Source organism: Bacteroides sp. RCH18 (genome assembly GCF_058231005.1).
In genome coordinates this window covers 1,211,515-1,236,012 of the sequence record NZ_JBIPTC010000002.1, presented here as the reverse complement: position 1 = coordinate 1,236,012, position 24,498 = coordinate 1,211,515, and the positions used below count along the sequence as shown (strand labels likewise).

Genomic DNA, 24,498 nt, shown 5'->3' with positions numbered 1-24,498 from the left:
GGCTTTTTTATTTCTATACTATTGGAACTTATCAATTAAACAAGTACATTTGTCCTGTCAATATATTAATAACTTAACACAATTTCAGACCATGAAGAAAAGTATTTCCCTTCTTCTTTTGTCCTTACTTATGATTACCCCCAGTTGTCAGAAGCCAAAAGAAGTGACGAACGAGTACAACATCGTTCCGCAACCCAACCAGCTTGTTCCCAAAGAAGGCCGCTTCGAACTGAGTAACAAAGTCCGGCTGGTAGTTCCGTCCGATGCTCCGGAAGTTAAAAAGGTAGCCGACGGCTTTGCCGAACAACTGAAACAGACTGCCGGAATCTCTCTGAAAGAAGCCGAAAGCGTAGACGGAAAGCCTGCTATCAGTTTCGTACTACAAGAAGGTATGCCTAAAGAAGGCTACAAACTGTCTGTCACCCCTACCCTTATTACAGTTACAGCTTCTCAGCCGAACGGATTTTTCTATGGTGTACAGACTATTTATCAACTTCTTCCTCCCGCTGTTTACGGAAAAGAACTGAAGAAGAAAGCCGACTGGTCTGTTCCGGCTGTAGAGATCGAAGACGCTCCCCGCTTTGTACATCGCGGACTGATGTTGGACGTTTGCCGTCATTACGCACCGATAGAGTATATCTACAAGTTTATCGACCTGCTGGCAATGAACAAGATGAACGTTTTCCACTGGCATCTGACGGACGATCAGGGATGGAGAATCGAAATCAAGAAATATCCGAAACTGACAGAGATAGGTTCCAAACGCGAAAAAACGCTGGTAGACTATTATTATGTGAACTATCCGCAAGTATTCGACGGAATAGAACACGGAGGATATTACACACAGGAACAGATAAAAGAGGTGGTAGCTTATGCTGCAAGCAAATATATCAATGTAATCCCCGAAATAGAAATGCCGGGGCATGCATTGGCGGCTCTGGCTGCATACCCCGAATTGTCTTGTGATTCTACACAGACATATAAAGTATCACCTACATGGGGCGTATTCGAACAGGTATTCTGTCCGAGCGAGACCACTTTCAAGTTCTTTGAAGGAGTCATGGACGAGGTAGTCGAGTTATTTCCCAGCGAGTACATTCATATCGGAGGAGACGAATGCCCCAAAACAGCCTGGAAGAACAGTACTTTCTGCCAGCAGTTGATTCGTCAGTTAGGCTTGAAAGATGACGCGACTCCCAGCAAAGTGGACGGAGTGAAGCACAGCAAGGAAGATAAACTGCAAAGTTACTTCGTTACCCGCATGGAAAAATACCTGAACGGTAAAGGACGCAATATCATCGGCTGGGACGAGATTTTGGAAGGTGGCCTAGCTCCAAACGCCACTGTCTTGTCATGGCGTGGCGTTGAAGGCGGATTGAATGCGGCCAAAGCAGGCCACAACGCAATCATGGCTCCCATGCCTTATGCTTATCTGGACTTCTATCAGGAAGATCCGGAAATCGCCCCGACTACCATCGGCGGATACACAACGCTGAAGAAGACTTATAGCTACAATCCTGTTCCGGATAATGCCGACGAACTGGTGAAGAAACATATCATCGGTATGCAAGGCAACCTCTGGAGAGAGTATATGAAAACTTCCGACCGGGTAGATTATCAGGCCTTCCCACGTGCGATGGCTATCGCGGAAACGGGATGGACACTGGATGCCAACAAAAACTGGAAGAGTTTCTGCGAACGCATGGTTACCGAATTTGAACGTCTGGAAGTCATGGATACCAAACCCTGCCTCAACTTCTTCGACGTAAACATCAATACGCATGCGGATGAAAACGGTCCGTTAATGGTACTGCTGGAAACATTCTACCCGAATGCGGAAATCAGATACACCACAGACGGCAGCGAACCGACTTACGGTTCTACGCTGTATGAACAGCCTTTCGTGCTTGAAGGAAACATCGACCTGAAAGCTGCTGCCTTCAAAGATGGCAAGATGCTGGGCAAAGTCACCAACAAGCCATTGTATGGCAATCTGCTGGCGGGAAAACCATTTACCGTTAATTATACAATGGGATGGACAGGGGATATTTTCGGGGACAATGATGTACTGGGAGCTGACAAAACAACTTTCGGTCTGACGAATGGAAAAAGAGGTAACAATGCTTCTTACACCCCGTGGTCCAGTTTCGCAATCGTAGAAGGTAAAGACCTGGAATTCATCGTCCATCTGGACAAACCGACGGAAGTAAGAAAAGTGGTCTTCGGCTCCTTGTTCAATCCTGCCATGAGAATGCTCCCCGCCGGAGGAGTTGCCGTAGAAGTATCTGCTGACGGTCAGCAATATACTCAGATAGCCGAAAAGGCCTTGAAGCATGATTGTCCGGAAACGGGAAGAATCGCATTCACCGACTCAATCGAATTTGAACCGACACAAGCCACTTTCCTGAAAGTAAAAATCAAGAATGGCGGTACCTTGCGTAATGGCGTCAATTTCGAAAAGAACAACGGTCCGGAAGTCATTCCTGCCGAATTGTGGATAGACGAAATCGAGGCATATTAATGCCTGTGACATAACAAAAAACGGTGGACATTCAGCTTGTTGCTCATATCCACCGTTTTTTATTGATTCAGTTCTTATTTATTCCATGCAAAGCATTCCGCCTTGCTTCATCTTTAAATAATTCCCTTTGCAGAAAGATAACGTTCCGCCTCGATAGCAGCCTTACAGCCACTTCCCGCTGCTGTAATAGCCTGACGGTAATGCGGATCAGCCACATCTCCCGCTGCGAATACTCCGGGAACTTTCGTACGGGGGCTGTCACCATCTGTAATAATGTAACCCACTTCGTCAGTGTCGATATACTCCTTGAAAATATCCGAATTCGGTTTGTGACCGATAGCTAGGAAGAAACCGTCGATAGGCAGACTGTAACGTTCTTCGTCCGATTCACCCCAACGCTTCACAACATTCATGCCTTCTACACCGTTATCGCCAAACAGGCCGACTACATTGTGTTCGAAAAGCACTTCAATCTTCTCGTGCTTCTGCACACGTTCCTGCATAATCTTCGATGCACGCAGGTAAGGTTTGCGAACCACCAGATATACTTTGGATGCCAGACCAGCCAGATAGATCGCTTCCTCACAGGCTGTATCTCCACCGCCCACCACTGCAACGACCTTCTTCCGGTAGAAGAAACCGTCACAAGTAGCACAAGCGCTGACTCCCATTCCGGCGTATTTCTTTTCGTCTTCCAGTCCCAGGTATTTGGCCGTAGCACCGGTAGAAATGATCAATGCTTCCGTTTCAATCACCTTATCGCCGTCAATCGTTATTTGATAAGGAGCTTTGCTCAAATCTGCCGCTGTCGCAATACCAAAACGAACATCCGTTCCGAAACGGCTGGCTTGCGCGCGTAAATCTTCCATCAACTGCGGACCACTGATTCCTTCCGGATAACCGGGGAAGTTCTCCACATCCGTAGTAGTCGTCAACTGACCGCCGGGCTGCAATCCTTCATAAAGCACCGGACAAAGGTTAGCACGTCCTGCATAGATCGCTGCCGTATATCCGGCAGGCCCTGAGCCTATAATCAGGCATTTTACTTTTTCTATTTCTGCCATTTTATTGTTATATTATTGTTTTATATTCCAACTATCTCATCTCTTACTCAAAAGAACATTCTATCGTAAGTCTATCACTTCCGCAGTGGGGTATGCCTTCCGGTCGAAAGTGAAAACATGATCCGCATAATCCAGTCCGGTCTGATAAGCTGTCACGGTAATCTCATTATGCGTTTTCTGACCACGTTGCTGAAGCTGAATGTAAACCGGTTCATACGTACTCTTCGTCACATAAAGCGTAATGCTTTCCAACTCTTGCTTTTTATCATTAGCAGTCAGAATCACTTCCCAAACAGCTTTACCCTGATATGTCTTCACAGTTCCCAATTTATAAGAAAACCCTTTCTGATACATATAAAGAAAGGTATACGGATTGATCTGCTGCAACTCTTCCTGAGTGGGATTGCTGACATTCACTTCATCATTTCTCACCATGTAGCTCCACTGTGTTTTCCCGTCAAACCAAGTGGTGGTCTCGGAAGTCTTCAGCATAAACTTCTCGCCCTTCAACTGAATGATACCATTCTCCCGTCCTTCCAAACGACCGTCATTGACAGCCTTCAAGGTAAAATCGGCCCTCACACCACCTGCCTTCTTAAACGCTTCGGCTGTCTTCTCCAGAACAGCTTTAGCCTGCGACTGCTGTTGTTGAGCAATCACAGGCAGTGACAGTAAAGCTATTAAAACACTAAAAATGTATTTCTTCATTTGATTAATAAACGATCTGTTATTGTAAATTGTTCAAACGCATTTCAAGATCATTATCGTCGACACAGAGTACGTCACGAGCCTTGCTTCCCTGTGTAGGTCCGACGATTCCCGCCTTTTCAAGCTGGTCCATGATACGTCCGGCGCGATTGTAACCGATAGCAAATTTACGTTGAATTAACGAAGTGGAACCTTGCTGATGGATGACCACCAAGCGTGCCGCATCCTCAAACAACGGGTCGAGACGTCCCATATCAATGTCTCCCACTTCACTGCCGCTGTCTTCGCTCACATACTCGGGCAGGAAGAACGGAGTAGGATAACTCTGCTGACGGGCAATAAACTTCGTGATCTCCTCCACTTCCGGTGTATCGATAAAGGCACACTGCACACGTACCGGATCAGCACCTTGCAGGAAGAGCATATCCCCCTTACCAATCAGGCGGTTTGCCCCCGGACGGTCAAGAATCGTACGGGAGTCCATCATGGCGGATACACGGAACGCAATACGTGCCGGGAAGTTCGCCTTGATCGTACCTGTAATGATATTCGTTGTCGGACGCTGCGTAGCGATGATCATATGAATACCGACCGCACGTGCCAACTGCGCAATACGGGCAATCGGAAGTTCCACTTCCTTACCGGCAGTCATGATCAAATCTCCGAACTCATCGATCACCACCACAATATACGGCATAAACTTATGTCCTTTCTCCGGATTGAGGCGGCGGTTGATAAACTTCTCATTATACTCCTTGACATTACGTACATGAGCCATCTTCAAGAGGTCATAGCGCGTATCCATTTCCACACAAACAGAATTCAGCGTTTGCACTACCTTGGTCACGTCCGTAATAATCGGTTCGCCTCCATCGGGAAGTTTGGCCAAAAAATGGTTTTCAATGACGGAGTAAATGCTGAACTCCACCTTCTTCGGGTCGACCAGCACAAATTTCAGTTCAGCCGGATGCTTCTTATATAATAAGGAGGTAATGATTGCATTCAAGCCGACAGACTTACCCTGACCGGTAGCACCTGCCACCAACACGTGCGGCATCTTGCAAAGGTCGAACATAAACACTTCGTTCGTGATCGTCTTACCCAGTACAATCGGCAAGTCAAATTTGGACTCCTGGAACTTCTTGCTTCCAATCACGCTCTGACCGGATACAATCTTAGGATTCTTGTTCGGAACTTCGATACCGATGGTTCCCTTACCCGGTATCGGAGCAATAATACGGATACCATCAGCCGACAAACTCAGGGCGATATCATCCTCCAGGCCCCGAATCTTCGAGATACGCACACCCTGTTCAGGGGTGATTTCATAAAGAGTCACCGTAGGACCTACCGTAGCTTTGATCGTACTGATTTCAATGCCAAAGCTGCGCAATGTATTAATGATACGGTCTTTATTCGCATTCTGCTCGTCCATGTCGATCGTCGGATCGTCATTCTCAAAATGCTTCATCAAGTCGATTGTCGGGAAACGGTAATTTTCCAGATCCTTCATCGGATTATAAGGTTCTTGCTCCGGACCCTGATATTCTTCTTCCGACGCAGCTGTCTCTACCTGAAATCCGGGTTCATCCTCACCCGGCAATTCATCCTGAGCAATTGGAGGAACCACATCACTAACGGTCGGTTCAAAGACCATAGTCACCCCTTCCGCCTCATCAGCAGAAGGAAGTTCGTCGTCCGGTTCCGGTGCGTTGACCGGAGATTCTTCTTTCGGTTCTTCTGCCTGTATATCCATCACGGGAGCAGGAGGAGGTGTTTGCTTATAAGTACGTTTCAGATTGAACTCCACTTCCTGCGGTTGCGAGGTCGTGAACTCCTGTGTTCCTTCTGCCGCAGTCTCCTTTTCCTCTTCTTTCTTCTGACGTTTGAGGAAACTCAGAGCAAAAAGTTTGCGCAACCAGATTACTGTCCGTGCACTTATATAGATAAAGAAACAGACAGCCGTTATCAGCAGGATCATCCATACTCCGGGAACTCCCACCTGCGAAACCAGCCAGCGGCTTACATTGTAACCGTGCATACCTCCCAGATAAATGAAAGAATCCTGATAATGATCCATCAAAGCGAAGCCGAAGAATACGGAGAACCACACTAATAATAAAGTACAACCGATAAACCATTTCCACAGACGGACAATGCGCACCCGCATCAGCTTCAATCCTGCCACCGCCAAAAAGACAAGGATAAAGAAAGAAGATATTCCAAAACAGTCATTTATCAGATAACTAGCCAGCTGCGCTCCGCGAGATCCGGCATAGTTTTTTACATTATTATTGACCGCCGCAAGGTCTGCCGAGTTGCCACTGTCGATAATACTTTGGTCGGCTGCCCCCGTAAAGAAGAAGGAAGAAAAAGCCAACAAAAGATAAACAGAAAAGATTACCAGCATCAATCCGATCACAAAATGAACGGTTTCATTCTTAAAAATTGATACAATCCTTCCAGGAGAAGACGGAGTGCGTTCAGCCTCTTTATCTATTTTCTTTTTTGCCATGAGTCTTTATTCTTTAAATAAATTGGAATCCGTATTATAAGCCGCAAAAATAATAAAAAAATAACGAGCAGTACTCTCATTCAATCCTTTTTCTTACCTTTGCGATTCAAATCAATCTGATTATGGAAAAAGAAAGCCAAACGATATTTGAAAAGAATGTGATTGAGTTCGTAACGGTAGCCGCCGAATTTTGCGCATTCCTCGAACGTGCCGAACACATGAAGCGCAAAGCTTTTGTCGACACGTCCTTAAAAATACTTCCCCTGCTCTATCTCAAAGCATCCTTGCTTCCGAAGTGTGAAACAATCGGAGACGAGGCACCCGAAACGTATGTGACGGAGGAAATTTACGAGATTCTGCGTATCAATCTGGCAGGGCTGATGGGTGAAAAGGATGATTATCTGGACGTTTTCGTACAGGATATGGTGTACAGTGACCAGCCTATTAAGAAGTCCATCTCGGAAGATTTGGCAGATATCTATCAGGATATCAAAGATTTTATTTTCGTCTTCCAGCTGGGACTGAACGAAACCATGAACGACTCGCTGGCCATCTGTCAGGAAAACTTCGGCCTGTTGTGGGGACAGAAGTTGGTAAACACGCTGCGTGCCCTTCACGATGTGAAATACAACCAGCAGAATGAGAATGACGAAGAGGACAACGAAGAAGAGAATAACGAACTAAGCGATGACGACTATTGTTGTGAAGAAGACGGATGCCATTGTCATGACGACGATGATCACGATCACAAAGACGGTTGTCACTGCCACGACGACGAATGCCACTGTCACGAGGACGGATGCCATTGTCGTAATGACGAATAAACGAAAATGATAGTAAGAAGAAGTATAAATAAAGACGAACTAAAGGAACTCCCGAAAACTGTATTTCCGGGACGAATCCATGTGATCCAGTCAGAAGCGGAAACAGAAAAAGCGGTAGCTTACCTGCAATCCCAGCCGATACTGGGTATCGACAGCGAAACGCGCCCATCCTTCACCAAAGGACAAAGTCATAAAGTAGCACTCTTGCAGATTTCTTCGGACGAATGCTGTTTCCTGTTCCGCCTCAACATGACGGGACTTACCCAACCTTTGGTCGACCTGCTGGAAAACCCGGCTGTCATCAAAGTAGGACTGTCGCTCAAAGACGACTTTATGATGCTGCACAAACGTGCACCTTTCACCCAGCAGAGTTGCATCGAACTGCAAGACTATGTACGCCAGTTCGGCATACAGGACAAAAGCCTGCAAAAGATTTATGCCATCCTGTTCAAAGAAAAGATTTCCAAATCACAACGGCTGTCCAACTGGGAAGCGGACGTACTGAGCGACGGACAGAAACAATATGCCGCCACCGATGCTTGGGCTTGCCTCAACATCTACAACCTGTTGCAGGAACTGAAACGAACCGGCAACTACGAGGTCGAAAGCCTCCCTGTAGAAGAGGAGGTTGACGCAAGTGCTCCCGCCAATCGCTGACAAATAACCGATAAAAGACTAATTAATAACTGATAAAATAGCATTTTAAACAACATGCATAAAGTATACCTCAAACCCGGCAAAGAAGAGTCTTTAAAAAGATTTCACCCTTGGATTTTCTCCGGAGCAATCGCCCGTTTCGATGGAGAACCCGAAGAAGGTGAAGTTGTAGAAGTATACACTTCGAAGAAGGAATTTATAGCCGAAGGACATTTCCAGATCGGAAGTATCGCCGTACGTGTGCTTTCTTTCCGACAGGAACCCATCGACCACGATTTCTGGAAACGTAAACTGCAAATCGCCTATGATATGCGTTGTGGAATCGGTATTGCACTCAATCCCACCAATGACACCTATCGTCTTGTACACGGTGAGGGAGACAATCTGCCCGGGCTGGTCATTGACATTTACGCCCGGACTGCCGTCATGCAGGCGCACTCCGCAGGAATGCATGTAGACCGCATGACTATCGCCGAGGCCCTGTCGGAAGTCATGGGTGACAAGATCGAAAATATCTATTATAAATCGGAGACTACACTGCCTTTTAAGGCAGATCTTTTCCCCGAAAACGGTTTCCTTAAAGGAGGAAGCAGCGATAATATCGCACGGGAATATGGCCTGAAGTTCCATGTAGACTGGCTGAAAGGCCAAAAGACAGGCTTCTTCGTAGACCAACGTGAAAACCGTTCACTGCTGGAGCATTATTCTAAAGACCGTTCGGTACTGAATATGTTCTGTTACACCGGCGGTTTCTCCTTCTACGCTATGCGTGGAGGCGCAAAGCTGGTACATTCTGTTGACAGTTCTGCCAAAGCAATCGATCTGACTAACAAAAACGTAGAACTAAATTTCCCCGGCGATGCGCGTCACGAGGCTTTCGCTGAAGATGCTTTCAAATACCTTGACCGCATGGGCGACCAATACGATTTGATAATCCTCGACCCGCCTGCATTTGCCAAGCATAAGGATGCTTTGCGGAATGCCTTGCAAGGTTACCGGAAACTGAATGCCAAAGCATTCGAAAAGATCAAACCGGGCGGCATCCTGTTTACTTTCTCTTGCTCACAGGTGGTAACCAAGGATAATTTCCGCACGGCTGTGTTTACCGCTGCCGCCATGTCAGGACGTAGTGTACGTATCCTGCACCAACTAACCCAGCCTGCCGACCATCCGGTAAATATATACCATCCCGAAGGAGAATATCTGAAAGGACTGGTACTCTATGTAGAGTAATATATATCATAAACGCCATGAACTTACATAAACAAGGGTGAATAACAGAAAAATAATAGATTCAAAGTTAATTAGAGTTAACAAACAGAAGTTTTTCGCCAAAACATTATGTTCTATAACATAAAACCCTTTATATTTGCACTGTGTTTTTCATGGTATTAGATTTAAGGTTAATAAAGATTGGCTGTCTGGGATAGATAGCCTTCTTTTTTTTATATACCTATCCACCCTCTTTTTAACGGCAATTCTTCACCATTCTTCGCATTTATGGCTTTTTTATCCCCTTTTTATCGATTAACTTGTCCACCCAATCAACGAAAATATTATATTTGCATCTATTATTAACGTAAAAAGAGAAACACAAATTAGAAAAGTCATGAGTATAAAAGTTCGTTTGATCATTATGAACTTCCTGCAATTCTTTGTATGGGGGTCATGGTTAATTTCACTAGGGGGTTACATGGGCAGAGAACTCCACTTCGAAGGAGGGCAGATCGGTGCCATCTTCGCCACCATGGGTATTGCCTCTTTAGTCATGCCCGGCATCATTGGTATTATCGCCGATAAATGGTTCAATGCCGAACGTTTATACGGACTTTGCCACATCGCAGGGGCAGCTTGTCTTTTCTATGCCTCTACTGCCACGAGCTATAACCAGATGTATTGGGCAATGCTGCTCAATTTATTGGTATATATGCCTACCCTGTCGCTGGCCAATACCGTTTCATACAATGCACTGGAACAATATAAATGCGATCTGATCAAGGACTTCCCTCCTATCCGTGTATGGGGAACAATCGGTTTCATCTGTGCCATGTGGGCCGTAGACCTTACCGGATTCAAGAATTCCAGCGCACAACTTTATGTAGGCGGTGCATCCGCACTCTTGCTGGGGTTATACTCTTTCACCCTGCCGGCATGCAAACCGGCCAAGACAGAAAAGAAAACATTGCTTTCTTCCTTCGGGCTGGATGCATTCGTATTATTCAAAAGAAAGAAAATGGCTATTTTCTTCCTGTTCTCCATGCTTTTAGGAGCAGCATTGCAGATCACTAACACGTATGGCGACCTTTTCCTCGGCAGCTTCGCCAGTATTCCGGAGTTTGCAGATTCTTTCGGAGTGAAACATTCGGTGATCCTGCTGTCTATCTCACAAATGTCTGAAACATTATTTATTCTCGCTATACCATTCTTCCTGAGACATTTCGGCATCAAGCAAGTGATGCTAATCAGTATGTTCGCCTGGGTATTCCGGTTCGGACTGTTTGGCTTCGGAGATCCGGGTTCCGGTCTGTGGATGCTGATTCTTTCCATGATCGTGTACGGTATGGCGTTCGACTTCTTCAACATTTCAGGTTCGTTGTTTGTTGAACAAGAAACCAGTTCCTCCATCCGTGCCAGTGCCCAGGGGTTGTTCTTTATGATGACCAACGGGTTGGGTGCCATCATCGGAGGATATGCCAGCGGTGCTGTCGTAGACGCCTTCTCAGTATATGCTGATGGCAAACTGGTGAGCCGTGAATGGCCGGACATCTGGTTTATCTTTGCGGCGTATGCACTGGTAATCGGCATCCTGTTTGCTCTGGTATTCAAGTACAAACACCAACGAGAGAGTAAAGTAAATTAAGTAAAAAAGAACAATGGACAAAAAGGTAGAATTACAAGTTTTAAATATCACAAATAGCCAAGCGCAAGTAGGCGCCTTTGCCATGCTGTTGGGTGAAGTGGACGGTGAACGGCAACTGCCTATTATCATCGGTCCCGCCGAAGCTCAGGCAACCGCCCTGTATCTGAAGGGGATCAAAACTCCCCGCCCTCTGACCCATGACCTGATCACGACCATTCTCGGCGTGTTGGGAGCCAGTTTGCTCCGCGTACTGATTTACAAGGCAAAGGACGGTATTTTCTACTCCTACATTTACCTTAAAAGAGACGAAGAAATTATACGTATCGATACACGTACCTCGGATGCAGTCGCTTTGGCGATCCGTGCCGAATGTCCGATCTTCATTTATGAATCCATTCTGGAACAGGAATGCCTCCGGATATCGGACGAGGAAAGAAGACATCCGGAAGAGTTTGACGACGAAAACGATGAAGAAGAATCGGAAGACGAAAAGAAACGGGATCTGCCTCGCAACGTTACTTCGATGTCACTCGAAGAAGCATTGGAGCAAGCAATCAAAGACGAGAATTACGAACTGGCTGCCAAGATACGCGACCGGATCAATTCAAGAAATCAAAACCAGTAACCAATTATGCACGTATTTTATACTCCCGATATACAGAAAAACAACGAACTTCCAGAAGAGGAAGCACAACACTGTACCCGCGTCCTGCGGTTGGGTATCGGAGACGAAATCACTCTTACGGACGGTAAGGGACATTTCTATAAAGCAGAAATCACGGTTGCAACCAACAAGCGTTGCCTTGTAACCATCAAAGAAACAATCTTTCAGGAACCGCTCTGGCCGTGTCATCTGCACATTGCCATGGCGCCGACCAAGAATATGGACCGCAATGAATGGTTTGCCGAGAAAGCTACGGAAATCGGATTTGACGAACTGACTTTTCTCAACTGCCGTTTTTCCGAACGCAAGGTGATTAAAGCCGAACGGATCGAAAAGATTCTGATATCAGCCATCAAGCAATCTCTTAAGGCTCGCCTGCCGAAACTCAACGAAATGACGGACTTCGACAAGTTCATCACACAAGAGTTTCAAGGACAGAAATTTATTGCTCACTGTTACGAAGGCGAAAAGCCTCAGCTGAAAAATGTGTTGAAAGCCGGAGAAGATGCTCTCGTTCTGATCGGTCCCGAAGGAGACTTCAGCGAAGAGGAAGTGAAGAAAGCCATCGAACGCGGATTCACTCCCATCAGCCTGGGCAAATCACGGCTCCGGACAGAGACAGCGGCACTCGTGGCTTGCCACACAATGAACTTATTGAATCAATAATAACTTTTAAATAGTATGAGTATGGCAAAGAAAATGATCTCACGGCTCTCGGTACTGGCAGTACTGATTGTGTTTCTGGCAGCATGTTCCAAACAAACGGAATATACGAACGTAATACCGGCAGACGCTACGGCTGTTGCCTCTATTGATTTGAAATCACTGGCCAACAAAGCCGGAATGAATGACAAAGAGAATGAAGCTGCTAAACAGAAACTGCTGGAAGCAATGAAGAGTGGGATGAATGCCGCCACTTTCCAACAGTTGGAGAAGGTGATCAACAACCCGGGAGCATCCGGTCTGGATCCGGAAGCGCCGATCTATATCTTTAGCTCTCCGCAAATTTCCGGTGGTGCATTCGTTGCCAAAGTCAGCAATGAAGATGACTTGCACGCCTCCCTTGATGTGATGGCAAAAGAACAAATCTGCCAGCCGGTCAGCGAAGCGGACGGATATAGCTTTACTACCCTGAGCGGCAACTTGCTTGCTTTCAATGAAACCACTGCAATCATTATCTCTGCCAGCAGAACTTCTCAGACAGAAGCAGCCAAAGAAGCCATCACCAAACTGATGAAACAGACGGCCGACAACAGCATTGCGAAATCCGGAGCTTTCCAGAAAATAGCCAAGCAAAAGAGTGATATCAACTTCTTCGCCTCCATGTCAGCAATCCCTTCTACTTACAGAAGCCAGATTAGCATGGGACTTCCCGCTGAAATCAAACCGGAAGACATTACCATCCTAGGTGAACTGAACTTCGAAAAAGGCAAGATCGCCCTTAAAACAGAAAACTACACGGAGAACGACGCCGTCAAAGCGCTTCTGAAAAAACAAATGGAATCATTCGGAAAGACAAACGGCATATTCGTGAAATACTTTCCGGCATCTACGCTGATGTTCATCAATATGGGCGTAAAAGGAGACGGACTTTACAATCTGCTGAGTGAGAATAAAGAATTCCGCAGCACCGTGTCTATCGCCAAAGCGGATGAAGTAAAAGAACTGTTCAGCTCATTCAACGGCGATATCTCTGCCGGACTGATCAATGTAACCATGAACAGCGCCCCTACTTTCCTTGCTTATGCCGATGTAAAGAATGGAAATGCTCTTGAAGCTCTTTACAAGAACAAACAGGCACTGGGCATGAGAAAAGGAGAAGACATCATGGAACTGGGCAAAGACGAGTATGTCTACAAAACAAGAGGCATGAATATATTTTTCGGCATCAAGGATAAACAGATGTACGCCACCAATGACGAACTGCTCTACAAGAGCATTGGCAAAGCGGTTGACAAATCGATCAAAGACGCTCCTTACGCAGCAGATATGAAAGGCAAGACCGTATTTATGGCCATCAATGCTGAAGCCATACTGGATTTACCGGTCGTAAAGATGCTGGTAGGTTTCGGAGGCAAGGAGTTCAAGACTTATTCTGATCTCGCTTCCAAAGTTTCTTATTTATCCGTAAGTTCGGAAGGAGAAACAAGCGAAACAGACCTTTGCCTGAAAGACAAAGATGTCAATGCCCTCAAACAAATCGTAGATTTTGCCAAGCAATTCGCCGGCATGTAATTCGTAAATGAACGGCATGAATAGTATTCACTTACAGCAAACACTTCCCCAAGTGTTTGCTGACCGTAATTCGGTGACCTCTGACGTATGGCATCAGGACCTTATCTTCCGGAAAGGAGAAATGTATCTGATAGAAGCCGCCTCAGGCACCGGAAAATCATCGTTGTGCAGCTATCTTTACGGCTATCGCAACGACTATCAAGGAATTATCAATTTCGATGAAACCAATATCAAAGCATATTCCGTGAAGCAATGGGTAGACCTGAGAAAGCATTCACTGAGTATGCTTTTTCAAGACTTGCGTATCTTCACCGAACTCACAGCGCTAGAAAACGTACAACTGAAGAATAACCTTACCGGACACAAAAAGAAAAAAGAGATTCTTGCATTGTTCGAAAAGCTGGGTATCTCAGATAAACTGAACGTGAAAGCCGGAAAACTGTCTTTCGGCCAACAACAACGGGTCGCTTTTATCCGTGCATTCTGCCAGCCGTTCGACTTCCTGTTTCTGGATGAACCTATCAGCCATCTGGATGATGAAAACAGCCGCATCATGGGAGAAATCATCATCGACGAAGCCGGGAAACAAGGTGCCGGAGTCATCGCCACGTCCATTGGCAAACATATCGAACTGCCATACAAGAAGGTGCTCCAACTATAACAGAATCAGCGTCATCCACGCCTAAAAATATAAAAATACAACATAATGAATACCCTTGTCTGGAAACTTCTCCGCCAACATATCAGTATCGGTCAGTTAGCCGGTTTCTTTTTAGCCAACTTATTCGGCATGATGATTGTATTGCTCAGCGTACAGTTTTATAAAGATGTCATCCCCGTATTCACCGAAGGAGACAGCTTTATGAAAAAAGACTTCATCATAGCAACCAAGAAAATCAGTGCGCTCGGGTCTTTTGCCGGAAAAAGCAATACGTTCTCTCCCGAAGACATCGCTGATCTGAAAAAACAGTCGTTTACCAAAACAATAGGAGCTTTCACCCCTTCTCAATTCAAAGTTTCAGCAGGATTAGGAATGCAGGAAGCAGGTATTCATCTCTCTACGGATATGTTCTTCGAGTCAGTTCCCGATGAATTTGTAGATATCAAACTCGACAAATGGCACTTCGACGAAGAAACACATACCATTCCCATCATCATCCCACGCAATTATCTGAATCTGTATAACTTCGGTTTTGCTCAAAGCCGCAGTCTGCCTAAGTTATCAGAAGGATTGATGGGACTTATTCAGATGGACATCATGATGCGGGGCAACGGACGGGTAGAACAATACAAGGGAAACATCGTCGGTTTTTCCAACCGTCTGAATACGATTCTCGTTCCGCAGTCTTTCATGAACTGGGCCAACAAGAACTTCGCCCCCGACGCGGAGGCACAACCTGCCCGACTGATCATCGAGGTCAGCAATCCCGCCGACTCTTCGATTGCCAACTACTTTCAAAAGAAAGGCTACGAGACGGAAGATGGAAAACTGGATGCCGGAAAGACTACTTATTTCCTTCGCCTTATCGTAGGCATTGTGCTGGGAGTAGGTTTATTCATCAGTATCCTGTCATTCTATATCCTGATGCTCAGCATATTCTTACTGCTCCAAAAGAATACAACCAAACTCGAAAGCCTGCTTCTGATAGGCTACAGCCCCAACAGAGTGGCGCTGCCTTATCAGATACTGACCGTAGGACTGAACATCATCGTACTGATTTTATCTGTCGGATTGGTATGCTGGCTGCGCAGCTATTACATAGAGAGCATCAGACTCCTCTTCCCGCAACTGGAAACCGGTTCGTTATGGGCAGCTGTCAGTATGGGTATTCTTTTATTCCTCATCGTATCAGTCATTAATATACTGGCTGTGAAGCGAAAAGTTCTTTCTATCTGGATGCATAAAAATTAAAAACACAATATATGAAAAACACCACTACTCTTCAAAGTAAGAGAAGTATTACAGTACTCTTGGGAGTCCTTCTATATTTCTCATCGCTATCTGCACAGACCATGCAAGATACGATTATCGCTAACTTCAGTCTGTTGGAAAGAATTCCTAAAGAAAAGTTGTACCTCCATCTGGACAAGCCTTTCTACGGAGCCGGAGAAAAGATATGGTTCAAAGGCTATTTGGTGAACGCCACCACCCATCAGGACAACTCACAAAGTAATTTTATCATTACGGAACTGATCAACCGTTCCGACTCCATTGTGGAACGAAAGAAAATCCGCAGAGATTCTCTCGGATTCCACAACGCCTTCACCCTCCCTGCCACCCTTCCGGCAGGCGATTACTACCTGCGGGGGTACAGCAACTGGATGCTGAATGAAGACCCCGACTTTTTCTTTTCGCGCAACATCAAGATAGGAAACTCTATCGACAATACCATCGTTTCGAGCATTGAGTATCAGCAAGAAGACGATACACATTACACTGCCAAAATCAAATTTACAAGCAACGTACAGGCTGTTTTCGAAAATACAACGATCAAATACCTGTACCTTGAGAATGGTAAGATAAAAAACAAAGGCAAAAAAAAGACGGACGAAAACGGCTGGATTTCCATTTCCCTGCCCGATTTAAAATCTCCGGCAGCGCGCAGAATAGAAGTAGAATTTGACGATCCGCAATATATCTACAAACGGACTTTCCATCTTCCTGTATTTACCAATGATTTCGATGTGAAGTTTTTCCCCGAAGGCGGTGCCCTGCTCAGCATTCCCCATCAGAATGTCGCTTTCAAAGCACAGGGAGCAGACGGTTTTTCTAAAGAAGTCGAAGGTTTCTTGTTCAACTCCAAAGGAGACACGCTTACCAATTTCCGGTCGGAACACAACGGTATGGGTATCTTTACAATGAATCCCGTCAACAATGAGACTTATTATGTTACGGTAAGAACCAATGACAGTATTACCAAGCGATTTGACCTTCCTGCCATAGAACCGAAAGGAATCTCCATCGCCATGTCGCACTATAAACAGGAGATTCGCTACGAAATCCAAAAGACAGAAGCGACCGAATGGCCTCAGAAACTATTCCTGCTTGCACATACCCGTGGCAAACTGGCCATTTTACAACCCATCAATCCGAAAAGAACTTTCGGAAAGATGAATGACAGCCTGTTTACGGAAGGGATCACTCACTTCATGCTGATTGATGAACAAGGAAATGCACTTAGCGAACGGTTGATTTTCGTTCCGGACCATAAGCCGAATCAATGGCAAATCACTGCAGACCAACCGACGTATGGAAAAAGAGAGAAGGTATCTTTGCAGATTGCTGCCAAAGACAACGAAGGTAACCCGGTAGAAGGAACCTTCTCTGTCAGCATCACCGACCGGAAAAGTATTCAGCCCGACTCTCTCGCCGACAATATCCTGTCCAATCTCCTGCTGACTTCGGATCTGAAAGGATATGTGGAAGACCCCGCATACTATTTTCTGAATCAGGACGCCCGGACGCTCCGTTCCATCGACTATCTGATGATGACACATGGCTGGCGCAGGCATAAAATGGAAAATGTTCTCCGCACTCCTTCGCTGAATTTCACAAATTATATAGAAAAAGGACAAACCATCAGCGGACGAATCATGGGCTTCTTCGGAGCAAACGTAAAGAAAGGTCCCATCTGTGTACTGGCTCCCAAATACAATATCATAGCCACCACCGAAACAGACGAAAAAGGTCAGTTCATCGTCAATACCTCATTCAGAGACAGCACGACATTCCTTGTTCAGGCACGCACCAAGAAAGGATTTGCCGGTGTAGATATTCTTATGGACCCTCCCCAGTACCCGGTCGCTACACATAAAGCCCCTTATTTTAACGGAGCAGCTACCTTTATGGAAGATTATCTGATGAATACCCGTGACCAGTATTACATGGAAGGGGGAATGCGTGTGTACAATCTGAAAGAAGTGACAGTTACAGCGAAGCGGGAACGTCCAAGTTCTAAAAGTATCTATACGGGAGGTATCAACACCTATACTGTAGAAGAAGACAGGCTGCAAGGATACGGTCAGACAGCTTTTGATGCAGCCAGCAGACTACCCAGCGTTACAATCACGAACGGAAGTGAGATACATATCCGCAACAATTCCGAACCGGCAATCATTGTTATCGATGATATTGTGTATGAAGATGCTTCCGATATTTTGAAGGATATTCAAGTCAGTGATATGTCCAGTATCAGCCTGCTTCGAGGAGCAGATGCCGTCATACTGGGTCCCCGTGCTTCCGGAGGTGCCGTTGTCATCACTCTGAAAGACCCTAGAAATCTTCCGGCCAGACCAGCGCAGGGAATTATCACTTATACGCCGCTGGGATACAGTGAGTCCGTAGAATTCTATCACCCGACCTATGATACTCCCGAGAAAAAGAACGCTCAGCGTTCGGACTTCCGGAGTACCGTTTACTGGAATCCGGAATTACGGTTAGACGCCGAAGGCAAAGCGACCATAGAATACTATACACCAGACAGCACAGCTCCCGAAGATATCATTATCGAGGGCGTGGACAAGAATGGAAAGGTATGTCGCATCCTACAGACCATTAATAAGTAGCTTTTCTCAATGCTTCTTCAAACTTTTGTGTAGTTCAAATTTGAGTTCTGCTTCCTATTAAATAATCAGATAAAAACATCCGAACAACCCATTGAGTCAAAATTATTTTGTATTTTTGCCGTCATTAAAGAATAAAGCTATGCCGGACTATGATTTAATCACCATATTAGGGCCAACAGCCTCAGGGAAAACTCCTTTTGCTGCAGCATTAGCCCATGAACTGAATACAGAAATTATCAGTGCCGACTCTCGTCAGATCTATCGGGGAATGGACCTCGGTACGGGCAAGGACTTGGCAGATTATACAGTCGACGGACATCCAATTCCTTATCACTTGATTGATATCGCCGATCCCGGATATAAATACAATGTTTTCGAATATCAGCGGGATTTCCTGATTTCTTACGAATCCATCAAACAAAAAGGCTGTCTGCCCGTTTTATGTGGAGGGACAGGTATGTATCTGGAATCGGTACTGAAAGGCTATAAGCTGATGCCGGTACCGGAAAATCCGGAGTTACGTGCCCGTCTGGCTAATCACTCTCTCGAAGAACTGACCGAAATCCTGAAGCAATATAAAACATTGCACAACTCTACGGATGTGGATACTGTGAAACGTGCGATCCGTGCGATAGAAATTGAGGAGTATTATGCCGTGCATCCGGTTCCCGAACGGGAGTTTCCGAAATTGAACAGCCTCATCATCGGAGTAGATATCGATCGGGAACTGCGTCGCGAAAAGATTACCCGACGGTTGAAACAACGGTTGGACGAAGGAATGGTGGACGAAGTAAAGCGATTGACAGAACAAGGTATTTCACCGGACGACTTGATTTATTACGGACTGGAATACAAATTCCTGACGTTATACGTCATAGGCAAACTGACTTACGAAGAGATGTTCACTGAGCTGGAGACGGCCATCCATCAGTTCGCCAAACGTCAGATGACTTGGTTCCGCGGCATGGAACGTCGGGGATTTACCATCCACTGGGTTAGTGCAGAGCTGCCTATGGAAGAAAAGATAGCCTTTGTGATAGAAAAACTGCGAGGGAATTAGTATCTTTGCCAGTCATTTACGAATGGTCTGTGAAAGATAAAGAATGCGATTGTTAATACAGTTAGGATAGAAATACGGTTATGAGTGTAGAACCTGGAAAATGGGGAGTGATCTACAACCCCAAAGCAGGTACCCGAAAGGTACAGAAACGATGGAAAGAAATCAAGGAGTACATGGACAGCAAAGGTGTCAACTATGACTATGTACAATCCGAAGGTTTCGGTTCGGTAGAACGTCTTGCCAAAATTCTGGCGAACAACGGCTATCGTACCATTGTTATCGTAGGTGGCGACGGTGCGCTGAACGATGCCATCAACGGTATCATGCTCTCTGATGCCGAAGACAAGGAGAACATCGCCCTTGGCATGATCCCGAACGGTATAGGAAATGACTTTGCCAAATACTGGGGACTCAGTACCGAATACAAACCTGCCGTAGACTGTATCATCAACCACCGTCTCAAGAAAATAGACGTAGGCTTCTGCAACTTCTACGACGGCAAGGAACACCAACGCCGTTATTTCCTCAATGCAGTCAACATCGGGCTAGGCGCAAGGATTGTGAAAATCACCGACCAGACCAAACGTTTCTGGGGGGTGAAATTCCTGTCGTACGTTGCCGCCCTCTTCTCGCTGATATTCGAACGCAAACTATACCGGATGCACCTTCGTATCAATGACGAGCACATCCGCGGGCGCATCATGACCGTATGTGTAGGAAGCGCCTGGGGCTGGGGACAGACTCCGAGTGCCGTACCATACAACGGCTGGCTGGATGTATCCGTCATCTACCGTCCGGAATTCCTGCAAATCATTTCGGGATTGTGGATGCTGATTCAGGGAAGAATCCTGAACCATAAGATGGTGAAAAGCTATCGGACAAGAAAAGTGAAAGTGCTCCGCGCACAAAATGCTTCCGTCGATCTGGACGGTCGTTTGCTGGCAAGACATTTCCCGTTGGAGATAGGTGTATTATCAGAAAAGACTACTTTAATCATTCCGAATTAGCCAATAGAACCGGGCTTCTGACGAAAAGCAGCCCCTCACTCATGAAACTATAAATAAGTAATTAGTAACTTGTAATTAATAAAATGATCGAACTTAAGAACAATCCTGCCGGTAATTTCTTTCTGCTGGCCGGTCCATGTGTAATAGAAGGTGAAGAGATGGCAATGCGCATCGCTGAGCGCGTGGTCGGAATCACTGAAAAATTACAGATTCCTTATGTATTCAAAGGTTCTTACCGCAAGGCAAACCGTTCGCGTCTTGATTCATTCACAGGTATCGGTGACGAGAAGGCACTCAAAGTGCTGAAAAAGGTACATGATACTTTCGGAGTCCCCACAGTGACGGATATCCATTCGGCCAACGAGGCTGAGATGGCTGCCGAATACGTAGACATTCTCCAGATTCCGGCTTTCCTTTGCCGTCAAACGGATTTGCTGGTTGCCGCTGCAAAAACGGGCAAGACGATTAACATCAAGAAAGGACAGTTCCTCTCTCCGCTCGCCATGCAGTTTGCCGCTGACAAAGTGGTGGAAGCAGGTAACAAGAACGTGATGCTGACCGAACGCGGAACAACCTTCGGTTATCAGGACCTTGTAGTAGACTACCGGGGGATTCCTGAAATGCAAACGTTCGGTTATCCGGTCATACTGGATGTCACCCATTCATTGCAGCAACCCAACCAGACCAGCGGAGTGACTGGTGGTATGCCCCAACTGATCGAAACCGTAGCCAAAGCCGGCATCGCCGTAGGAGCCGACGGTATCTTTATCGAAACACACGAAAACCCCGCCGTAGCCAAGAGCGACGGAGCAAACATGTTGAAGCTGGACCTTCTGGAAGGACTATTAACGAAATTAGTCAGAATACGGGAAGCTATCAAATAGTCTACTAAAACAGGAAGTACACACGTTAATTAATAACAACACGACCATGAAGCATCTACTATTAGTTCTACTATTAATGATAGGCTGCAGTCTTCAAAAGACTATGGCACAAGAGTCTATACTTCCAATTGATCCTAAAGTACGCATAGGCAAACTAGACAATGGTCTTACCTATTACATCCGTAAAAATGCTCTGCCAGAAAACCGTGCAGACTTTTATTTCGTACAAAAAGTAGGGTCTATACAAGAAGAAAGCAACCAGCTTGGCCTAGCTCATTTTCTAGAGCACATGTGTTTCAATGGCACTACACATTTTCCTGGTAATTCTCTCGAACAATATCTCAAACGGATAGGCGTCTCCCCAAATGCTTCCACCGCAATGGATGAAACGATTTATCATATGTGTGATGTGCCGGTCGATATTTCCGGTGCTATTGATACTTGTCTGCTGATTCTGCATGACTGGAGTAATGACCTAACCTTAGATCCGGTAGAAATAGATAAGGAGCGCGGAGTTGTCTATGAAGAATGGCGTACACGGATGAATGCCATGCTACGTTTTCAAGAGCAGATGTTACCCATCATGTATGCCGGAAGCAAATATGCGGTCAGTCTTCCACTTGGAAAGATGGAAATAATAATGAATTTCGAACCACAAGCACTTAGAGATTATTATGAAAAGTGGTATCGTCCCGACCTGCAAGCTATTATTGTTGTAGGAGATATCGACGTAGATCGCATAGAAGCACAAATAAAAAAAATATTTGCCGATATTCCCGCCCAACCCAATGCCGCCAAACGAGAATATTACCCCGTTTATGATCATAAGGACCCTATTATATTCATCGCACAAGATAAAGAAAAAACGGACATTGAATTCGTTGTATTTAATAAACATAACACCACTCCTGACAGTCTTAAAAACAATACCAACTATCTGAGACAGGACTACGCAACGCAGGTAATCAGTCGCATGCTCGAACAACGATTGTACGAACGTTCACAAACAGCGTATCCTCCATACACTAGTTGTTCTGTATATGATGGTAACTTCTTCATCGCCAAAACAAAAAAAGCTTTCATAGGCAACATAACTTGTATTAAAGACTCTATAGAAAAAGGAATTACCACCTTATTCGAAGAAATAGAACGTGTCTGCCGTTTTGGTTTCACCGAAACTGAATACAACCGTACACGACGTAGCTATCTTCAATACTTGGAGAATAGATATAACGAACGTAATAATATGAAAAATGAGGAACTCACCAACCAATACATTCTTCATTTCCTTGATAATGAACCCATACCAAGCATAGAATATAAATGTAAAATACTCTATGAAATCGCTGCAACAACTACTGTAAATATGTTAAACGATGTTATACATCAGTTTATTACAGATAATAATAAGTTCATAGCACTTCTCGCACCGGAAAAGAAGGACTTAATATTACCAACAGAAGAAGCGATCAGGAATATACTGAAAGAAGTAAAAGATAAAGAGCTCACCCCCTATGTAGACGATTATACTAACGAACTATTAATCAAAGACATTCCTCAAGATGGTAAAATCATCTCAGAAGTCACAGATTCTATATTCGGAACCACACTGCTAACGCTCTCAAATGGGGTAAAAGTGATGATCAAGAAAACAGATTTCAGAAATGACCAGATATTGATGAAAGGAGTCAGCTTAGGAGGAAGCTCTTTATTCCCTGACTCAGAAATTCCTAATATCAAATCCTTGGGAAGTGTGATAACAACAGGATTAGGAAATTTCACCTTTGGTGAACTAAAGAAAATGTTAGCAGATAAACAAGTATCCGTTAGCTATAATATCGCTGAACTGACAGAAACAGTAGACGGTAATTGCACACCGAAAAACTTCGAAACAATGCTACAACTCACATACCTAATATTCACATCACCTCGACGAGATGAATCCAGTTTTAATATTACAAAAGACTTTCACAAAAAAGAATTGTATAATCAAGAAAAAGACCCGGAAATTATATTCAAAGACAGTATAAATAATGCCATATATATGGGACATTCTCGTAGGAAACGTCTTACATCTCAAATGCTAGATCATGTGGACTACGATAGAATATTAGAAATATATCATGATTGTTTTAAAAACGCCGGAAATTTCACATTCGTCTTTGTAGGTAATATTGATATGGAACAACTGGAACCACTGATAGTTAACTATCTAGGATCTCTACCATCGACTCAACAAAAAGAAACATTCAAAGATCAGCATATAAAAAGGCGCAGAGGGATCTACAAGAATATATTCTACCAAAAACAGGAAATCGACAAAGCATCGAATTTCATATCCTTCATCGGATCATGTCCATATAACTTAAGAAACATTACCTTGTTCGATATATCCTGTCAAGTTCTCAATGAAATCTATACAGACAAAGTACGTGAACAAGCAGGAGCAACATATTTTATCCATGTAGGTGCAGACAACGACAAATACCCTGAAGAAATCTGTTTGCAAATATTATTCGATACCGCCCCATCCAAACGGGAAGAAATGATAAAAATTATCGATGATGAAATAAAACATATTGCTGAAGTAGGTCCAACAAAAGAAAGCCTAGACAAAGTAAAAAAATACATGCTGAATAAACGAGCTAAAGACTTAAAAGATAATGAATATTGGATATTATGGATTGATGAATATCTACGTACCGGTCTCAATCTGCTCGACAACTACGAAGCAGTCATAAACAGCTTCACTACAAAAGATGTATCCAATTTCATTAAAACACTGCTAGAGCAAAAAAATAGAGTAGAGGTTTCAATGGTCAGTCAGAAAGAAAATAAAACCAAATAGATATGTTTATTATTAATAATAAAAGTATAACTTGTGATTTAACAGAGATACCAACGACAGATATTTCAGACAACTTTTTTATAAA

At 44.7% G+C, this 24,498-nt stretch carries 18 protein-coding genes; 15 read left to right on the top strand and 3 right to left on the bottom strand.

Annotation, left to right across the window (positions count from 1 at the left end; all coding sequences use genetic code 11):
• Positions 1-91 precede the first annotated feature (91 nt).
• Positions 92-2,521, top strand: coding sequence for a beta-N-acetylhexosaminidase (locus ACHLI0_RS19970; protein WP_490749903.1), 2,430 nt, complete (start codon positions 92-94; stop codon positions 2,519-2,521).
• 113 nt (positions 2,522-2,634) lie between these two features.
• Here the strand turns inward: ACHLI0_RS19970 and trxB are convergent, their stop codons facing one another.
• The 3 genes from trxB to ACHLI0_RS19955 are packed head-to-tail and all read right to left on the bottom strand — an operon-like array spanning position 2,635 to position 6,808.
• A complete protein-coding gene (trxB, locus tag ACHLI0_RS19965) occupies positions 2,635-3,585 on the bottom strand; it encodes a thioredoxin-disulfide reductase (RefSeq protein WP_011109204.1) in 951 nt (316 codons plus the stop codon).
• Between the two features lie 60 nt (positions 3,586-3,645).
• Positions 3,646-4,293, bottom strand: coding sequence for an outer membrane lipoprotein periplasmic chaperone LolA1 (gene lolA1 / locus ACHLI0_RS19960; protein WP_490749902.1), 648 nt, complete (start codon positions 4,291-4,293; stop codon positions 3,646-3,648).
• A 19-nt stretch (positions 4,294-4,312) separates the two neighbouring features.
• Positions 4,313-6,808, bottom strand: a complete 2,496-nt coding sequence (locus ACHLI0_RS19955) for an FtsK/SpoIIIE family DNA translocase (RefSeq protein WP_258972188.1) — start codon at positions 6,806-6,808, stop codon at positions 4,313-4,315.
• A 122-nt stretch (positions 6,809-6,930) separates the two neighbouring features.
• On the opposite strand from ACHLI0_RS19955, the gene ACHLI0_RS19950 reads away from it, so the two are divergent.
• The 14 genes from ACHLI0_RS19950 to ACHLI0_RS19885 all read left to right on the top strand — a co-directional run bounded on the left by ACHLI0_RS19950 (position 6,931) and on the right by ACHLI0_RS19885 (position 24,413).
• Positions 6,931-7,632, top strand: a complete 702-nt coding sequence (locus ACHLI0_RS19950) for a DUF5063 domain-containing protein (protein WP_055216911.1) — start codon at positions 6,931-6,933, stop codon at positions 7,630-7,632.
• A 6-nt stretch (positions 7,633-7,638) separates the two neighbouring features.
• Positions 7,639-8,289: a 3'-5' exonuclease gene (locus ACHLI0_RS19945; protein ID WP_055216909.1), complete on the top strand. Its 651-nt coding sequence runs from the start codon at positions 7,639-7,641 to the stop codon at positions 8,287-8,289.
• A 54-nt stretch (positions 8,290-8,343) separates the two neighbouring features.
• Complete coding sequence (locus tag ACHLI0_RS19940; RefSeq protein WP_055216907.1) at positions 8,344-9,522, top strand: class I SAM-dependent rRNA methyltransferase; 1,179 nt, start codon at positions 8,344-8,346, stop codon at positions 9,520-9,522.
• 376 nt (positions 9,523-9,898) lie between these two features.
• Complete coding sequence (locus ACHLI0_RS19935) at positions 9,899-11,149, top strand: nucleoside permease (RefSeq protein WP_055216905.1); 1,251 nt, start codon at positions 9,899-9,901, stop codon at positions 11,147-11,149.
• 13 nt (positions 11,150-11,162) lie between these two features.
• Positions 11,163-11,774, top strand: a complete 612-nt coding sequence (locus ACHLI0_RS19930) for a bifunctional nuclease family protein (RefSeq protein ID WP_234118236.1) — start codon at positions 11,163-11,165, stop codon at positions 11,772-11,774.
• A 6-nt stretch (positions 11,775-11,780) separates the two neighbouring features.
• Positions 11,781-12,479, top strand: a complete 699-nt coding sequence (locus ACHLI0_RS19925) for a 16S rRNA (uracil(1498)-N(3))-methyltransferase (RefSeq protein WP_258972178.1) — start codon at positions 11,781-11,783, stop codon at positions 12,477-12,479.
• A 21-nt stretch (positions 12,480-12,500) separates the two neighbouring features.
• Complete coding sequence (locus ACHLI0_RS19920) at positions 12,501-14,048, top strand: DUF4836 family protein (RefSeq protein ID WP_490749901.1); 1,548 nt, start codon at positions 12,501-12,503, stop codon at positions 14,046-14,048.
• A gap of 16 nt (positions 14,049-14,064) precedes the next feature.
• Positions 14,065-14,709, top strand: coding sequence for an ATP-binding cassette domain-containing protein (locus ACHLI0_RS19915; protein ID WP_165938061.1), 645 nt, complete (start codon positions 14,065-14,067; stop codon positions 14,707-14,709).
• Between the two features lie 45 nt (positions 14,710-14,754).
• Positions 14,755-15,960, top strand: a complete 1,206-nt coding sequence (locus tag ACHLI0_RS19910) for an ABC transporter permease (protein ID WP_490749900.1) — start codon at positions 14,755-14,757, stop codon at positions 15,958-15,960.
• Between the two features lie 11 nt (positions 15,961-15,971).
• Positions 15,972-18,614 carry a TonB-dependent receptor plug domain-containing protein gene (locus tag ACHLI0_RS19905; protein ID WP_490749899.1) on the top strand — a complete coding sequence of 881 codons (2,643 nt, stop codon included), beginning with the start codon at positions 15,972-15,974 and terminating at the stop codon, positions 18,612-18,614.
• Between the two features lie 139 nt (positions 18,615-18,753).
• The gene (miaA, locus tag ACHLI0_RS19900; RefSeq protein WP_490749898.1) at positions 18,754-19,674 is read left to right on the top strand and encodes a tRNA (adenosine(37)-N6)-dimethylallyltransferase MiaA; all 921 of its coding nucleotides are present in this window, start codon (positions 18,754-18,756) and stop codon (positions 19,672-19,674) included.
• 80 nt (positions 19,675-19,754) lie between these two features.
• On the top strand, positions 19,755-20,681 hold the full coding sequence (locus tag ACHLI0_RS19895) for a diacylglycerol/lipid kinase family protein (protein ID WP_008759992.1): 927 nt from the start codon (positions 19,755-19,757) through the stop codon (positions 20,679-20,681).
• A gap of 83 nt (positions 20,682-20,764) precedes the next feature.
• Entirely contained in the window at positions 20,765-21,565 is an 801-nt protein-coding gene (gene kdsA, locus ACHLI0_RS19890) for a 3-deoxy-8-phosphooctulonate synthase (protein ID WP_113748729.1), read from the top strand.
• 46 nt (positions 21,566-21,611) lie between these two features.
• Positions 21,612-24,413, top strand: a complete 2,802-nt coding sequence (locus ACHLI0_RS19885; protein WP_490749897.1) for a M16 family metallopeptidase — start codon at positions 21,612-21,614, stop codon at positions 24,411-24,413.
• Positions 24,414-24,498 lie beyond the last annotated feature (85 nt).

Excerpts from the sequence above, each read along its gene's own strand:
- ACHLI0_RS19945 (WP_055216909.1), top strand. The coding sequence starts at position 7,639 with ATGATAGTAAGAAGAAGTATAAATAAAGACGAACTAAAGGAACTCCCG.
- kdsA (WP_113748729.1), top strand. The coding sequence starts at position 20,765 with ATGATCGAACTTAAGAACAATCCTGCCGGTAATTTCTTTCTGCTGGCC.
- ACHLI0_RS19920 (WP_490749901.1), top strand. The coding sequence starts at position 12,501 with ATGGCAAAGAAAATGATCTCACGGCTCTCGGTACTGGCAGTACTGATT.
- ACHLI0_RS19935 (WP_055216905.1), top strand. The coding sequence starts at position 9,899 with ATGAGTATAAAAGTTCGTTTGATCATTATGAACTTCCTGCAATTCTTT.
- ACHLI0_RS19885 (WP_490749897.1), top strand. The coding sequence starts at position 21,612 with ATGAAGCATCTACTATTAGTTCTACTATTAATGATAGGCTGCAGTCTT.
- lolA1 (WP_490749902.1), bottom strand. The coding sequence starts at position 4,293 with ATGAAGAAATACATTTTTAGTGTTTTAATAGCTTTACTGTCACTGCCT.
- ACHLI0_RS19915 (WP_165938061.1), top strand. The coding sequence starts at position 14,065 with ATGAATAGTATTCACTTACAGCAAACACTTCCCCAAGTGTTTGCTGAC.
- ACHLI0_RS19950 (WP_055216911.1), top strand. The coding sequence starts at position 6,931 with ATGGAAAAAGAAAGCCAAACGATATTTGAAAAGAATGTGATTGAGTTC.
- ACHLI0_RS19940 (WP_055216907.1), top strand. The coding sequence starts at position 8,344 with ATGCATAAAGTATACCTCAAACCCGGCAAAGAAGAGTCTTTAAAAAGA.
- miaA (WP_490749898.1), top strand. The coding sequence starts at position 18,754 with ATGCCGGACTATGATTTAATCACCATATTAGGGCCAACAGCCTCAGGG.
- ACHLI0_RS19955 (WP_258972188.1), bottom strand. The coding sequence starts at position 6,808 with ATGGCAAAAAAGAAAATAGATAAAGAGGCTGAACGCACTCCGTCTTCT.
- trxB (WP_011109204.1), bottom strand. The coding sequence starts at position 3,585 with ATGGCAGAAATAGAAAAAGTAAAATGCCTGATTATAGGCTCAGGGCCT.
- ACHLI0_RS19895 (WP_008759992.1), top strand. The coding sequence starts at position 19,755 with ATGAGTGTAGAACCTGGAAAATGGGGAGTGATCTACAACCCCAAAGCA.
- ACHLI0_RS19930 (WP_234118236.1), top strand. The coding sequence starts at position 11,163 with ATGGACAAAAAGGTAGAATTACAAGTTTTAAATATCACAAATAGCCAA.
- ACHLI0_RS19905 (WP_490749899.1), top strand. The coding sequence starts at position 15,972 with ATGAAAAACACCACTACTCTTCAAAGTAAGAGAAGTATTACAGTACTC.
- ACHLI0_RS19910 (WP_490749900.1), top strand. The coding sequence starts at position 14,755 with ATGAATACCCTTGTCTGGAAACTTCTCCGCCAACATATCAGTATCGGT.
- ACHLI0_RS19970 (WP_490749903.1), top strand. The coding sequence starts at position 92 with ATGAAGAAAAGTATTTCCCTTCTTCTTTTGTCCTTACTTATGATTACC.
- ACHLI0_RS19925 (WP_258972178.1), top strand. The coding sequence starts at position 11,781 with ATGCACGTATTTTATACTCCCGATATACAGAAAAACAACGAACTTCCA.